The 13366-nt window shown below is 59.9% G+C and carries 13 protein-coding genes; 6 read left to right on the top strand and 7 right to left on the bottom strand.

The annotated features are described in order from the left end of the window. Positions 1-7: 7 nt before the first annotated feature. Genes ACR3E7_RS07190 through ACR3E7_RS07170 form a run of 5 tightly spaced genes read left to right on the top strand, consistent with a single transcriptional unit; the run spans position 8 to position 6238 of the window. Positions 8-640, top strand: a complete 633-nt coding sequence (locus tag ACR3E7_RS07190) for a DUF2460 domain-containing protein (RefSeq protein ID WP_170788808.1) — start codon at positions 8-10, stop codon at positions 638-640. Then, complete coding sequence (locus ACR3E7_RS07185; protein ID WP_480502554.1) at positions 640-1527, top strand: DUF2163 domain-containing protein; 888 nt, start codon at positions 640-642, stop codon at positions 1525-1527. The genes ACR3E7_RS07190 and ACR3E7_RS07185 overlap by 1 nt, the downstream gene beginning before the upstream one ends. Then, the gene (locus ACR3E7_RS07180; RefSeq protein ID WP_480502553.1) at positions 1524-1970 is read left to right on the top strand and encodes an NlpC/P60 family protein; all 447 of its coding nucleotides are present in this window, start codon (positions 1524-1526) and stop codon (positions 1968-1970) included. The genes ACR3E7_RS07185 and ACR3E7_RS07180 overlap by 4 nt, the downstream gene beginning before the upstream one ends. Beyond that, on the top strand, positions 1971-5939 hold the full coding sequence (locus ACR3E7_RS07175; RefSeq protein ID WP_480502552.1) for a baseplate multidomain protein megatron: 3969 nt from the start codon (positions 1971-1973) through the stop codon (positions 5937-5939). Positions 5940-5941: 2 nt separating this feature from the next. Next, positions 5942-6238 (top strand): DUF7742 family protein, encoded by a 297-nt coding sequence (locus ACR3E7_RS07170; RefSeq protein WP_170770538.1) that lies wholly within the window; start codon positions 5942-5944, stop codon positions 6236-6238. On the opposite strand, the gene ACR3E7_RS07165 is transcribed toward ACR3E7_RS07170, so the two are convergent. Further along, a complete protein-coding gene (locus ACR3E7_RS07165) occupies positions 6219-6557 on the bottom strand; it encodes a TraR/DksA family transcriptional regulator (RefSeq protein ID WP_480502551.1) in 339 nt (112 codons plus the stop codon). The genes ACR3E7_RS07170 and ACR3E7_RS07165 overlap by 20 nt on opposite strands. An 84-nt stretch (positions 6558-6641) precedes the next feature. Here ACR3E7_RS07165 and cysE point away from each other — a divergent pair, with 84 nt between their 5' ends. Then, on the top strand, positions 6642-7451 hold the full coding sequence (cysE, locus tag ACR3E7_RS07160) for a serine O-acetyltransferase (RefSeq protein WP_170770542.1): 810 nt from the start codon (positions 6642-6644) through the stop codon (positions 7449-7451). Positions 7452-7458: 7 nt separating this feature from the next. On the opposite strand, the gene ACR3E7_RS07155 is transcribed toward cysE, so the two are convergent. The 6 genes from ACR3E7_RS07155 to ACR3E7_RS07130 all read right to left on the bottom strand — a co-directional run bounded on the left by ACR3E7_RS07155 (position 7459) and on the right by ACR3E7_RS07130 (position 13316). Next, on the bottom strand, positions 7459-7695 hold the full coding sequence (locus ACR3E7_RS07155; RefSeq protein ID WP_170770544.1) for a hypothetical protein: 237 nt from the start codon (positions 7693-7695) through the stop codon (positions 7459-7461). Positions 7696-7849: 154 nt separating this feature from the next. Continuing rightward, on the bottom strand, positions 7850-9148 hold the full coding sequence (locus tag ACR3E7_RS07150) for a pyruvate dehydrogenase complex dihydrolipoamide acetyltransferase (protein ID WP_170788803.1): 1299 nt from the start codon (positions 9146-9148) through the stop codon (positions 7850-7852). Between the two features lie 12 nt (positions 9149-9160). Continuing rightward, positions 9161-10531 (bottom strand): pyruvate dehydrogenase complex E1 component subunit beta, encoded by a 1371-nt coding sequence (locus tag ACR3E7_RS07145; protein ID WP_480502550.1) that lies wholly within the window; start codon positions 10529-10531, stop codon positions 9161-9163. 15 nt (positions 10532-10546) lie between these two features. Then, positions 10547-11536, bottom strand: coding sequence for a pyruvate dehydrogenase (acetyl-transferring) E1 component subunit alpha (pdhA, locus tag ACR3E7_RS07140; RefSeq protein ID WP_170788800.1), 990 nt, complete (start codon positions 11534-11536; stop codon positions 10547-10549). A 164-nt stretch (positions 11537-11700) separates the two neighbouring features. Then, a complete protein-coding gene (locus tag ACR3E7_RS07135) occupies positions 11701-12000 on the bottom strand; it encodes an FtsB family cell division protein (protein WP_170770553.1) in 300 nt (99 codons plus the stop codon). A gap of 125 nt (positions 12001-12125) precedes the next feature. After that, positions 12126-13316 carry a phosphoglycerate kinase gene (locus ACR3E7_RS07130; RefSeq protein ID WP_480502549.1) on the bottom strand — a complete coding sequence of 397 codons (1191 nt, stop codon included), beginning with the start codon at positions 13314-13316 and terminating at the stop codon, positions 12126-12128. Between the last annotated feature and the right edge of the window lie 50 nt (positions 13317-13366).

Genomic DNA, 13366 nt, shown 5'->3' with positions numbered 1-13366 from the left:
GCAGGTCATGAATTTCCACGAGGTGAGATTTCCCGCCAGCCTGAGTTTCGGCTCGGTCGGCGGACCGGAGCGGCGAACGGACATCGTGACGCTGGCCAATGGTTTCGAAGAACGCAACACCCCTTGGGCTCATTCGCGCAGGCGGTATGACGCTGGGTTCGGGATGCGGTCTCTGGATGATATCGAGACTTTGATCTCGTTTTTCGAGGCCCGGCAGGGCCAAATGTTCGGGTTCCGCTGGAAGGACTGGTCCGACTACAAATCCGGTGCAGCAACCGCTGACGTGGACAAAGGCGATCAGGTCATCGCGCGCGGAGACGGTGTGAAGACTGAATTTCAGCTTGTTAAAACCTACAGTTCGGGCGGATTCCAGTATGTGCGCCCCATCACCAAGCCGGTTCTGGGTACGGTGCGGTTGGGCCTGGAACAGGATGAAATGCGCGAAGGGGTGGATTTCGAGGTTGATCTGCTGCGCGGGCAAGTGATGTTCGCCGACCCGCCGCCCGAGAATGTCGAGATCACCGCGGGGTTCGAGTTTGACGTGCCCGTGCGTTTTGACACCGACAAGATTCAAACCAGCGTTGCCAGCTTTCAGGCCGGCGACGTTCCCAATGTACCGGTTGTCGAGGTGCGTATCTGATGAGCGTGGATCGGGAAAGCTTGCAAGCGCATCTGCAAACCGGGCTGACGACTACGTGCCGGTGCTGGGCCATCACGCGACCGGACGGGCAGGTCTATGGGTTTACGGATCATGATCTGGAATTGCAGTTCGAGGGGCTGACCTTCAAGGCCAGCACCGGCTTGACCGCCGCAGCGGTAGAACAAGCTACGGGCCTGTCCATCGATAATTCCGAGGCAATGGGCGCGTTGTCCGATGCAGCGGTTCGGGAACAGGATATTGAGGCGGGTCGTTTTGATGGGGCCGAAGTCAAAGCCTGGTTGGTGAACTGGGCGCAGCCAGAACAGCGTATCCTGCAATTTCGCGGCTCGATTGGTGAGATACGTCGTGCGGGTGGGGCGTTTCATGCTGAACTACGGGGCCTGACGGATCTGTTGAACCGGCCTCTGGGGCGGATCTATCAAAAACCTTGTACGGCGGTTCTGGGCGACCGAAGTTGTCGTTTCGACGTTGGAGCACCGGGGTTCCTTGCCGAAGCCCAGATTGCTCGTTTGACTGCTGGTAGTGTGCTTGAGGTAACGGGTGCTGAAGCCGCTTTAGCCGCGTGGTTTGAACGAGGCCGCGTTGACGTTTTGTCGGGGCAGGCCGAGGGCCTATGGGCGTCGGTCAAGCAGGATGAGCCGATCTCGGGTGGTCGTCGCATCACGTTGTGGTCCGGGATAAGCGGTGGTCTGGCCGCTGGAGACCACGTTCGCCTGACCGCAGGTTGCGATAAGCGCATGGAGACCTGTCGATTAAAATTTAGCAATCTCATAAACTTCCAAGGATTTCCTGATCTTCCGAGCGAGGATTGGGTGATGGCCGTACCCAAGAAAAGCAATCCGAACGCAGGGGGAAGCAGACGATGACCGAAGAAAGGCAGGATATCGTGACCGAGGCGCGAAGCTGGCTGGGCACGCCCTATGTTCATCAGGCCTCGACCAAGGGGGCGGGCGCGGATTGTCTGGGTCTACTGCGCGGCGTCTGGCGCGCGGTCATGGGGGTCGAGCCGGAGGCGGTGCCTTCCTACTCTATGGATTGGTCTGAACCGCAGGGTGAGGAACGGATGTGGGATGCGGCCCGCCGCCACCTGATCGCAAAGCCAGTTAAGGAGGCGGCAGTCGGAGATGTTTTGCTGTTTCGGATGCGTGACGGACGCGTGGCTAAGCATGTCGGACTTGTCAGCCAGATCAAACCATTACCGCAGTTTATTCATGCGTATTCCGGCCATGGCGTTGTCGAGAATACCCTGAGCGATCCCTGGCGCCGCCGCGTGGTCGCCTGTTTCTGTTTTCCGCGGAAGGATATGTAAATGGCGACGATTGTACTTTCTGCGGCCGGTGCCGCGATTGGCGGCGCGATTGGGGGCACGGTCGCGGGGTTGTCTACGGCGGTCATAGGGCGCGCCATCGGGGCGTCGCTGGGTCGTGTAATCGACCAGCGGCTGATGAGCCAATCGGTCATGGGCAGTGGCAGCGAGGTCGTTGAAACCGGACGGCTGGACCGGTTCCGACTGACAGAAACGGGTGAAGGTGCCTCGGTCGCTACCTTATTCGGGCGGATGCGGGTTGGTGGGCAGGTCATCTGGGCCTCGGACTTTCTGGAAACGCTCAGCACCAGCACAACCACGCAGTCGGGCGGCGGCGGCAAAGGAAGCCCGAAAGCACCCGAGGTCACGACCACCACTCACAGCTACAGTTATTCGATCTCGTTGGCGATTGCAGTCGGGGCGGGACAGATCGCCGATGTGTCCCGGGTCTGGGCCGACGGCGAGGAACTGGAACGTGCAGGCCTGAACATGCGGGTCTACCCAGGCGATGAGGCGCAATTGCCTGATCCCTTGATCGAAGCGATTGAGGGGGCCGGTAGTGTTCCGGCCTACCGGGGGACAGCCTATGTAGTGATCGAAGATTTGCAGCTGGCGGCCTTCGGCAACAGGGTGCCGCAATTCTCGTTCGAGGTGGTGCGTCCGGATCAGCCCGACCTGCCAGAGACACCGAATGCACTGTCCAGTATCGTGCGGGGCGTGGCCCTGATGCCGGGCACCGGCGAATACGCGCTGGCGAGCACTCAGGTGAATTACACCAAGGGACGGGGGCAAAGCTGGGCGGCCAATGTGAACTCGGCGTCTGGCGTGCCGGATTTTGTAACCTCGACCCGCGCGTTGGAAGCCGAACTGCCGTCATGCGACGCGGCCTCTTTGATCGTGTCGTGGTTCGGGAATGACCTGCGTTGCGGCGAATGTCAGTTGCAGCCCAAGGTTTTGCACAAGGAATATGAGGGCGAGAATATGCCCTGGACGGTTGCCGGCGTGTCTCGTGCCGAGGCGCAGCTTGTACAGCATGAAAATGACCGACCGGTCTATGGGGCGACCCCGGCCGATGCGTCGGTCGTGCAGGCCATCCAGCACCTGAAGCAATCGGGCAAACGGGTGATGTTCTACCCGTTCATTCTGATGGACCAACTCAGCGGCAATAACCTGCCAGACCCCTGGTCGGGCGGAACCGGTCAGCCCCATCTTCCGTGGCGCGGACGGATCACGCTTAGCACCGCACCGGGACGCGCGGGCTCGCCGGATGGCGCCGCTCAGGCCGATGCGCAGGTCAATGCATTCTTCGGTCAGGCGCGGGCGTCGGATTTTGCCATCGCCGATGGTGCAGTGACCTATACCGGCCCGCAGGACTGGGGGATGTTCCGCTTTATTCTGCACTATGCCGCGCTATGTAAGACCGCAGGTGGGGTCGAGTCCTTCTGCATCGCGTCCGAGATGCGTGGTCTGACGCAGATCCGAGGTGCTTCGGGTTTTTCGGCCGTTGCTCAGATGCGCACCCTCGCGGCCGAAGTGCGCGCAATTCTGGGGCCTGACACCAAGATCGGATATGCAGCGGATTGGAGCGAATACTTCGGTTATCAGCCTGCGGATGGCAGCGGGGATCGGTACTTTCACCTCGACCCACTGTGGGCGGATGACAATATCGACTTCGTCGGCATCGACAACTACATGCCACTGTCGGATTGGCGGGACGGCGAGGATCATGCCGACCTGAAGGCCGGCGCGAATGCGATCTACGATCTGGACTACCTGCGCAGCAATATCGAAGGCGGCGAGGGGTATGACTGGTTCTATGCCTCGCCCGAAGAGGCCGAGGCTCAAATCCGCGCGCCCATTGAAGACGCGCAACACAACGAGCCGTGGATCTGGCGCTACAAGGACCTGCGCAATTGGTGGTCCAACCCGCATCACGAACGCATCGGCGGAGTGCGACAGACGAACCAAACAGCATGGGTTCCGGGGTCGAAACCGATCTGGTTCACAGAACTTGGCTGTGCGGCCATCGACAAGGGCACGAACCAGCCGAACAAATTTCTGGACCCAAAGTCCTCGGAATCCAGCTTGCCAGCCTATTCCAATGGGTTGCGGGATGATTTCATGCAGTTTCAATATCTGCGCGCGGTGCTGGGGTACTGGTCCGACCCGACCCTGAACCCCGTATCAGATGTCTATGACGCACCGATGATTGACATGTCCAACGCCTATGTCTGGGCCTGGGACGCACGGCCCTATCCCACCTTTCCCAATCTGCGCAGCCAGTGGAGCGACGGTGAAAACTATGCCCGTGGTCATTGGCTGAACGGACGCTCTGGCGCGCGTAGTCTGGCGTCCGTGGTGACGGAAATCTGCCACGGAGCCGGAGTGACCGATATCGACACCACGCAGCTTTATGGTGTTGTCCGCGGCTATGTGATCGAGCAGGTCTCGGACGCGCGGGCGGCTTTGCAGCCTTTGATGCTGCGCTATGGGTTCGATTCCATTGAACGCGACGGCGTTTTGATCTTTCGGATGCGGGCGGCGCAGACGCCGCAGGTGCTTGACACCGAGCAACTGGCCATCAGCCCGGATGTCGAAAACACCATCGAGCACCGGCGCGAAGCCGAAGCTGAGATGACGGGTCGCGTGCGGTTGCGTTTCGTGCAATCGGATGCCGATCACGACATCGTCTCGGAGGAGGCCGTTCTACCAGACGATCAGACACATTCCGTCTCGGTCAACGAGATGCCCCTGTCGATGACCCGCACCGAAGGGCGTCAGACGGTCGAACGTTGGCTCAGCGAGGCGCGCGTGTCGCGCGAAACTGTCCGCTTTGCCTTGCCTCCATCGATGCTGACTATCGGTGCGGGCGATGTTATCAGCCTGTCAGGGGACGAACAGGGCGCGCGTTATCGCATAGACCGTCTGGAACAGGCCGAGCTGCAATTGGCGGACGCGGTCCGGGTTGAGCCGGGCGTCTACAGCGCCTCGGACTTGCCCGAGGATCCCGTTCCCGAACGGCCCTTTGTCGCGCCGGTTCCGGTTCTGCCCGTATTTCTGGACCTGCCGCTGATCACGGGGGCCGAGGCGCCTCATGCGCCCTACATCGCAGTGTCGGCCGATCCGTGGCCCGGTGGGGCGGCGGTCTATTCCTCTGGCAGTGATGAGGATTACAGCTTGCAGGATGTGATCTCGCGGCAGGCGGTGATCGGCTTCACGCAAACACCTCTGCGGCGTGCAAGTGCCGGTGTATGGGATAATGGCGCGCCTTTGCGTGTCGAGTTGATCGCAGGGCTTTTGGAGTCCCGACCGCGAGACGCCCTGCTGAATGGGGCCAATCTGGCAGCAATCGGCGACGGCTCGCCCGGCAAATGGGAGGTGTTTCAGTTCGCCCAGGCAACATTGGAAAGCCCCGGCACTTGCGCGCTGTCTGGTCGCCTGCGTGGTCAGTTGGGCAGCGATGCCGCCATACCGGATGTCTGGCCTGAAGGTTCGACCTTTGTCTTGCTGGATCAACGGATCGCGCAGACCAACCTTCTGAGGTCCGAACGTCGTGTCGCCAAGCATTATCGCATAGGCCCGGCAGCGCGAGGGTACGATGATCCGTCCTATGTGCATCAGGTTCTGGCTTTCAACGGCAATGGCTTGCGGCCCTATGCTCCGGTTCATCTGCGCGCGCATCGCGCTGCGTCCGAGGACCAGATCAGCTGGATTCGCCGCACCCGTCTGGATGGCGACGACTGGGAGGGGTTGGACGTACCACTGGCGGAAGAAGCTGAAACCTATCTGGTACAGGTTCGCTCCAGCGGGTCCTTGATCCGAGAAGAGATCACTGCAGAACCGCGTTGGGTCTATAGCGCCGCGATGAAGCTAAGCGATGGTGTCTCAGCGGGGTACGACGTACAGGTCGCGCAGGTTTCCGCCAGCTTTGGCCCCGGCCTGTTTGCGCGACTGTCGGTCGGGCAGGGCTGACCATGCGCCCGGTGCTTCACGGCGATGTCAGTGCCGCCGCGCGGGTGCTGTTACGGGTTGACCCGCTGGACCGGGACCGCCTGTGCCAACGTATGATCCAAGAAGCAGAACTGGCCGATGCCTATGTCGGCCAGACCGGGTGTATGCATCCGCTGTTTGGAAATGGTTCCCTGATGGCGGCGGCGCGTAACAGGAAGCTGGCGGATGAGCCCAGCTTTGACGATCTGCGCTATTGTCAGTGCTTTGAACTGGTGCTGCGTCACCTGATCGACACTCGGATTAACCAGACGCGCAACTGACGCATTTGCTGGCCGCCAGGTCCAAATTCAGGCGGCCAGCGGGGATATCCTCTCCACAATCCTCGCAAAACCCGTATTCCCAGTCCTCCATACACTGCAATGCGGATTGCAACCTACGCATTTCCAGATTCCTGTTTGCTTGCTGCGCCTTGGCCATGGCCTGATTTTGCAAAGCGTCCATTCGGCTCAGGCGACCGACGGCTTGCTGGTCCAGCTCGACAACCGCTTGCGCGTCCTGTCCAGCGGCTGAATCCTCCGCCAGTTCTTCCAACCGCGCTCGAATTTTGGCTTCGAATTCTGCCAGTTGCGATGCATTCATTTTCGTTGCCTTGCAGATCACGGGTTTGCGTTTGGCGTTTTTGCCACTAAATGGCATTCTAGGCGCAGCAAAGGATGAAAAGCCATGTTGGAAAAGCGCAGTCTTGTGACCCCCGTCGACCCCGTCTGGGACCGCATCACGACCGAGGCCGAAGCGGCCGTTGAAAATGAGCCCCTGATGGGCGGGCTGGTGCATGCCTGTATCCTGCATCACCGCAGTCTTGAGCGCGCGTTGTCGTATCGTGTAGCGGCCAAGCTGTGCTCGAACGAGATGTCGATGATGGTGCTGCGTGAGATTGTGGACGAAGCCTATGCCGACGATCCGTCATTGATCGAGGCGGCTCGCGCTGACCTTATGGCGGTCTACGAACGCGATCCAGCCTGCCACCGCCTGCTGCAGCCGATCCTGTACTTCAAAGGTTATCAGGCGATGCAGGCCTACCGTGTGGCGCATTGGCTGTGGCAGAAGAAACGCTACGATCTGGCCTATTTCTTCCAGATGCGCTCGTCCGAGATTTTCGGGATCGACATTCACCCCGCCGCGAAAATCGGCAAAGGGATCATGATCGACCATGCCCATTCCATAGTGATTGGTGAAACTGCTGTGGTGGGGGACAATGTCTCGATGCTGCATTCAGTGACGCTGGGCGGGACCGGTAAGGAAGAAGAGCAGCGTCATCCCAAGATTGGCAACGGTGTTCTGATCGGGGCCGGGGCCAAGGTTCTGGGCAATATCGAAGTGGGTCATTGCAGCCGGATCGCTGCGGGCTCGGTTGTGTTACAGGAAGTGCCCGCGTGCAAAACAGTGGCGGGCATTCCAGCCAAGATCGTGGGCGAAGCAGGGTGCGATCAGCCCTCGATCTCGATGGATCACATGCTGGGAAAGGACCAGTAAGTGAGTATTAGTTCGAGCGGTTGTTCTTTTCGTTCAACCGCTTGAGCCGCCGTTCTTCTCGCCGTTTCTTACGCTCTTCAATTCGTTTGGAACGTTCTGCTTCCCATTTGGCAACCGCGCTTTTTGAATTGTATTTCGAGTTTTCGCCGGGATAGCTATTGGGCTTGGCATAGGCGTCGGCGGGTGCAATCGCAGCCAGCATCAGCAAAACCAATCCTGTTCGAGTAATTCGCGTGAAGGTCATGGGGCACCTGTGCATTCGTTTCTGATCTGCACTCAATTTGGTGTGCTGCGCAGAACCTAGCAACAGTCGGGCAGATCACGCTTGCTCACATCCCGTCAGGGCACCAAAAAGCCGCGCCGGAAAATCGGGCGCGGCTGTTTTGTGTTATTAGATGTTAGGCCAGCATAACCATCGGGTTTTCAAGGTTTTCCACGATAGCTTGCAGCAGTTCTGCCCCAAGCGCACCATCGATAACCCGATGATCGACGGACATGGTGACGGACATCACGGTTGCTGCGGTCAGCTCTCCATCATCGCCTACAACCGGTTTCTTGACACCGGTGCCCACAGCCAGAATTCCAGCGTGCGGCGGGTTCACGATAGCGTCGAAATTGTCGATGCCAAACATGCCCAGATTCGAGATCGCAAAGGTACCGCCCTGATATTCATGCGGTGCCAGTTTGCGTTCACGCGCGCGCCCGGCCAGGTCCTTCATCTCGGTCGACAAAGCAGACAGCGACTTGGTGTCGGCATCCTGCAGCACCGGGGTGAACAACCCGCCCTCGATCGCGACGGCCACGGCCACGTCCGAGGGTTTCAGTTGCAGCACCCGATCACCGGCCCAAACCGCGTTACAGGCTGGAACTTGTTGCAGCGCGTTGGCGACAGCTTTGATGATGAAGTCGTTGACGCTGAGCTTCACGCCACGGCCTTCCAGCTGCTTGTTCAACTGGCTGCGGAACTTGAGCAGCGCGTCCAGTTTGATATCGCGGCGCAGGTAGAAATGCGGGATGGTCTGCTTGGCCTCGGACAGGCGCGCAGCGATGGTCTTGCGCATGCCGTCGAGCTTGATTTCCTCGTAGTCGCGACCCTCGTACATCTTGGCAACTGCGTCTGCCGAGGGGCCAGCCGGTGCCGCCGCCGCCGGAGCCGCTGCTGCAGGTGCGGGCGCTGCCGCTGGGGCCGTCGCCGTTGCGCCTTCCACATCCGCTTTGACGATACGTCCATGCGGACCCGAGCCGGTGATCTGCGCCAGATCAAGGCCCTTTTGCGCGGCGATCCGGCGGGCCAGAGGCGAGGCAAAGATACGACCGCCATCGGCCTTGACCGGAGCAGCCGGGGCGGGGGCGGGTGCCTCGGACGCCGCAGGGGCGGCCTCGTTACCCGCAGCGACTGCCGGGGCAGCCGCGGGGGCTGCTGCGGGTGTTGCGCTGATATCATCGGCGCTTTCACCATCTTCCAGCAGGATCGCGATGGCCGTGTTGACCTTCACGCCTTCGGAGCCTTCCGGGATCAGGATTTTGCCAATGGTGCCTTCGTCAACGGCCTCGAATTCCATCGTCGCCTTGTCGGTTTCAATCTCGGCCAGCAGGTCGCCAGACGACACGGTATCGCCCTCTTTGACCAGCCATTTGGCAAGCGTGCCTTCTTCCATGGTCGGCGACAGGGCGGGCATCAGAATTTCTGTGGGCATCTGTGTCGCTCCTTACCGGTAGGTCACTTGTTTGACGGCGGCGATGACCTCATCAGTGGTGATCAGGGCCAGCTTTTCGAGGTTCGCGGCGTAAGGCATCGGAACGTCCTTGCCGGTGCAGTTGATGACCGGCGCGTCGAGATAGTCGAACGCCTCCTGCATCACGACCGAGCTGATATAGCTGCCGACCGAGCCTTGCGGCCAGCCTTCCTCGACGGTCACAAGACGGTTGGTTTTCATCACCGAGTTGATGATCGCGCCAGTGTCCATCGGGCGGATGGTGCGCAGGTCGATGACCTCGGCGCTGATACCTTCCTCGGCCAGCTTGTCAGCGGCTTCCAGCGCGTATTGCATGCCGATGCCAAAGCTGACGATGGTCACGTCTGTGCCTTCGCGCCAGATACGCGCTTTGCCCAGCGGGATGGTCAGATCATCCACTTGGGGCACGTCGAAAGACCGGCCATAGAGGATTTCGTTTTCTAGGAAAATCACCGGGTTGGGGTCGCGAATGGCCGATTTCAGCAGACCTTTGGCGTCGGCTGCCGAATAGGGCATGACGACTTTCAGGCCGGGGATTTGCATATACCACGCCGCGTAATCCTGGCTGTGCTGCGCGGCCACGCGGGCGGCGGCACCGTTGGGGCCACGGAACACGATGGGACAGCCCATTTGACCGCCGGACATATAGAGCGTCTTGGCGGCGGAGTTGATGATCTGGTCAATCGCCTGCATGGCGAAGTTGAAGGTCATGAACTCAACGATGGGTTTCAGGCCGCCAAAGGCAGAACCAACTGCGATACCGGCAAAACCATGTTCGGTGATCGGCGTGTCGATCACGCGTTTGGGGCCGAATTCATCCAGCAGACCTTGGCTGATCTTGTATGCGCCCTGATACTCGGCAACCTCTTCGCCCATCAGGTAGACGTCGCCGTCACCGCGCATTTCCTCGGCCATCGCATCGCGTAGGGCCTCGCGGACGGTTTCGGATTTCATCTCGGCATCGGCTGGCCAATCCGGCGACAGATCGACGACCGGAGCCGCCGGTGCGGCGGCGGGAGCGGGGGCCTCAACCGCCGCAGGGGCGGCCTCGGTCACCGCTGCGGCTGCGGGCGCAGCCGCGGGCAGGGCGGAGGCGTCTTCGCCTTCGTCCACAAGCACGGCTATGGGGGTATTCACCTTGACCCCTTCCGTGCCTTCCGCGATCAGGATCTTGCCAACGATACCTTCATCGACAGCTTCGAACTCCATCGTCGCCTTGTCGGTTTCGATCTCGGCCATGATATCGCCGGATGATACAGTGTCGCCTTCTTTGACCAGCCATTTGGCCAGCGTGCCCTCTTCCATTGTGGGCGAAAGGGCGGGCATGAGAATTTCGGTTGCCATGTCTTAATCGTCCTCTCAGGCGTAGATATCTGTCCAGAGCTCTTCCACGGAAGGCTCGGGGCTTTCTTTCGAGAATTCGGCGGCCTGGTTGACGATCTCTTTGATCTCTTTGTCGATCGCCTTCAGGTCATCTTCGCTCGCGTGTTTGCCGGTCAGTAGCAGCTCACGCACATGTTCGATCGGGTCGCTTTGTTCGCGGACCTTCTGAACCTCTTCGCGGGTGCGGTATTTGGCCGGGTCGGACATCGAGTGGCCGCGGTAGCGGTAGGTTTTGACCTCAAGGATATATGGGCCTTTACCCGCGCGGCAGTGGGCGACGGCTTTTTCACCGGCAGCTTTGACCGCAAGCACATCCATGCCGTTCACGATCTCGCCGGGGATGCCGAAAGCCTCGCCACGATGGTAGATATCTTTGGTCGAGGTCGAGCGTGCCTGTGATGTTCCCATTGCGTATTGGTTGTTCTCGATCACGAAAACCACGGGAAGGTCCCACAGGGCCGCCATGTTAAACGTCTCGTAAACCTGACCCTGGTTCGCAGCACCATCGCCAAAATAGGTAAAGGTGACGCCGCCGTTTTCTTTATACTTATCTGCAAACGCCAGACCTGCACCCAATGGAACCTGCGCGCCAACGATGCCGTGGCCGCCATAGAAATTCTTCTCTTTCGAGAACATGTGCATCGAGCCACCCTTGCCCTTGGACAGGCCGCCAATACGTCCGGTCAGTTCGGCCATCACGCCGCCCGGATCCATGCCGCAGGCCAGCATGTGGCCATGGTCGCGGTAAGAGGTAATTCGCTTGTCACCCTCTTTCGCTGCGGCCTCGAGACCCACAACAACGGCTTCCTGACCGATATAGAGGTGGCAGAAGCCGCCAATCAGGCCCATTCCATAGAGCTGGCCGGCCTTCTCCTCGAATCGGCGGATCAGTAGCATTTCCCGGTAATATGTGGTGAGTTCTTCAGCAGAAACATTTGGTTTCTTTGTAGTTTTTCGCGCAGCCATATTGGCGATCTCCCCCTCTCGGCAAGATAGTTTAGCGTTAAACTATTTCATAAGGCATTTCCGATGCTCTGGCGAGGGAAAATATGCGGCGACACTGACCCTGCAAGCACAGGTATCAAAGGGTGCGACGTCAGAGATTTTTCGTCGAAAAATCTTGGCCGGGCTTAGCGGATAACAATTTCGTCCGAGCGGATCATGCCCAGTACCGAGCGTGCCTGTTGATCCAGCAGATCCAGATCCAGATAAGTGTCCGAGAGGCGACGGGTCAGGTTCTCCATCTGGGCGATCTTGGCTTCCAGCTTTTCCAGATCGCGCGACAGGGCGTCCCGTTCCGCTGCAATCTCGACCCGTCGGAACAGGCCATAGTCCCCCTGCACGGCAGCGAAGGTGAAATAAACACCCAGCATAAACGCCACCATGAAGAAAACGACTGCGCCCAAACCGGGCCGATTGGAACGGGACACTCTGTTTACCGCCGTATGAAACGCCTCAATAACGGGCCCTTTCCGGGCCTCTGAAAGCACTATGTCACAGGTGATTCGGGTTGTGAATCCCCTGATTCGCAAAAAAGCGTCAGGGGCCGCGTTTTTTATTGCTCGAGCGCGGCGACGCCCGGCAGGGTCTTGCCTTCCATCCACTCCAAAAACGCGCCGCCTGCCGTCGAGATATACGAGAAATCCTTGGCCGCGCCGGATGCGTTCAGCGCCGCAACCGTGTCGCCGCCGCCGGCGACGGACACCAACTGGCCCGAGCGGGTCAAAGCGGCGGCTTTCAAGGCTGCGGCGTTGGTGGCAGCGTCAAAGGGCTCGATCTCAAATGCGCCCAGCGGGCCGTTCCAAATCAGCGTTTTGCTTTCTGCGAAGATCTGGGAAATTGCGGCAACACTGTCAGGGCCGGCGTCCAGGATCATGCCGTCATCGGTGCATTGATCTACGGGCAGAACCTGATGTGGGGCACCTGCCTCGAACTTGTCGGCCACAACGATATCCGTTGGCAGAACGATCTTGCAGCCCGAGGTTTCCGCTTTGGCCATGATTTCGGCTGCGGTGTCCTTCATGGCGGTTTCCGCCAGCGACTTGCCGGCATTCAGGCCTTTGGCAACGAGGAAAGTGTTGGCCATTCCGCCGCCGATGATCAGATAGTCCACTTTTTCGATCAGATTGCCCAGCAGCTCCAGCTTGGTGGACACTTTGGCTCCGCCCACAACCGCCGTCACCGGGCGTTTTGGCGCGCCCAGAGCGCCCTCAAGGGCCTCGAGCTCGGCTTGCATCAGGCGACCGGCGCAGGCGGGCAGAAGGCGGGCAATGGCCTCGGTCGAACTGTGTGCGCGGTGCGCGGCCGAGAAAGCGTCGTTGCAATAGACTTCGCCGAGTTTGGCCATTCCAGCGGCCAGATCAGCGTCATTCTTGGTTTCAGCAGCGTGGAAACGGGTGTTTTCCAGCAACAGAACCTGGCCGGGCTGCAGCTGCTCGGCGGCCAGCTCGGCCTCGGTGCCGACGCAATCGGCGGCAAACAGCACATCTGCGCCAAAGGCAGTGGTCAGGGTGGGGATCAGCTGTTTCAGCGACAGGTTCTCACGTCGCTCGCCACCCGGGCGGCCGAAATGCGCTAGCAGGATCGGTTTGCCGCCTGCCGCAAGGATATCGCGCACGGTGGGCACGATGCGCTGAATGCGGGTGGCGTCGGTCACAACACCGTCAACGACCGGCACGTTGATATCGACGCGCACCAGCACGCGTTTGCCGTTCAGGTCCATATCGTCCAGTGTTTTCCAGCCCATCACTCTGTCCTTGTCGTTACAACCGATTTAGGCGGTTCTTTTCCTGCATT

Source organism: Ruegeria sp. BK1 (assembly GCF_056535645.1).
Note: the sequence above shows the minus strand (reverse complement) of the source record. Positions and strands in the feature narration are given on the sequence as shown.

Excerpts from the sequence above, each read along its gene's own strand:
- ACR3E7_RS07190 (WP_170788808.1), top strand. The coding sequence starts at position 8 with ATGAATTTCCACGAGGTGAGATTTCCCGCCAGCCTGAGTTTCGGCTCG.
- ACR3E7_RS07185 (WP_480502554.1), top strand. The coding sequence starts at position 640 with ATGAGCGTGGATCGGGAAAGCTTGCAAGCGCATCTGCAAACCGGGCTG.
- ACR3E7_RS07180 (WP_480502553.1), top strand. The coding sequence starts at position 1,524 with ATGACCGAAGAAAGGCAGGATATCGTGACCGAGGCGCGAAGCTGGCTG.
- ACR3E7_RS07175 (WP_480502552.1), top strand. The coding sequence starts at position 1,971 with ATGGCGACGATTGTACTTTCTGCGGCCGGTGCCGCGATTGGCGGCGCG.
- ACR3E7_RS07170 (WP_170770538.1), top strand. The coding sequence starts at position 5,942 with ATGCGCCCGGTGCTTCACGGCGATGTCAGTGCCGCCGCGCGGGTGCTG.
- ACR3E7_RS07165 (WP_480502551.1), bottom strand. The coding sequence starts at position 6,557 with ATGAATGCATCGCAACTGGCAGAATTCGAAGCCAAAATTCGAGCGCGG.
- cysE (WP_170770542.1), top strand. The coding sequence starts at position 6,642 with ATGTTGGAAAAGCGCAGTCTTGTGACCCCCGTCGACCCCGTCTGGGAC.
- ACR3E7_RS07155 (WP_170770544.1), bottom strand. The coding sequence starts at position 7,695 with ATGACCTTCACGCGAATTACTCGAACAGGATTGGTTTTGCTGATGCTG.
- ACR3E7_RS07150 (WP_170788803.1), bottom strand. The coding sequence starts at position 9,148 with ATGCCCACAGAAATTCTGATGCCCGCCCTGTCGCCGACCATGGAAGAA.
- ACR3E7_RS07145 (WP_480502550.1), bottom strand. The coding sequence starts at position 10,531 with ATGGCAACCGAAATTCTCATGCCCGCCCTTTCGCCCACAATGGAAGAG.
- pdhA (WP_170788800.1), bottom strand. The coding sequence starts at position 11,536 with ATGGCTGCGCGAAAAACTACAAAGAAACCAAATGTTTCTGCTGAAGAA.
- ACR3E7_RS07130 (WP_480502549.1), bottom strand. The coding sequence starts at position 13,316 with ATGGGCTGGAAAACACTGGACGATATGGACCTGAACGGCAAACGCGTG.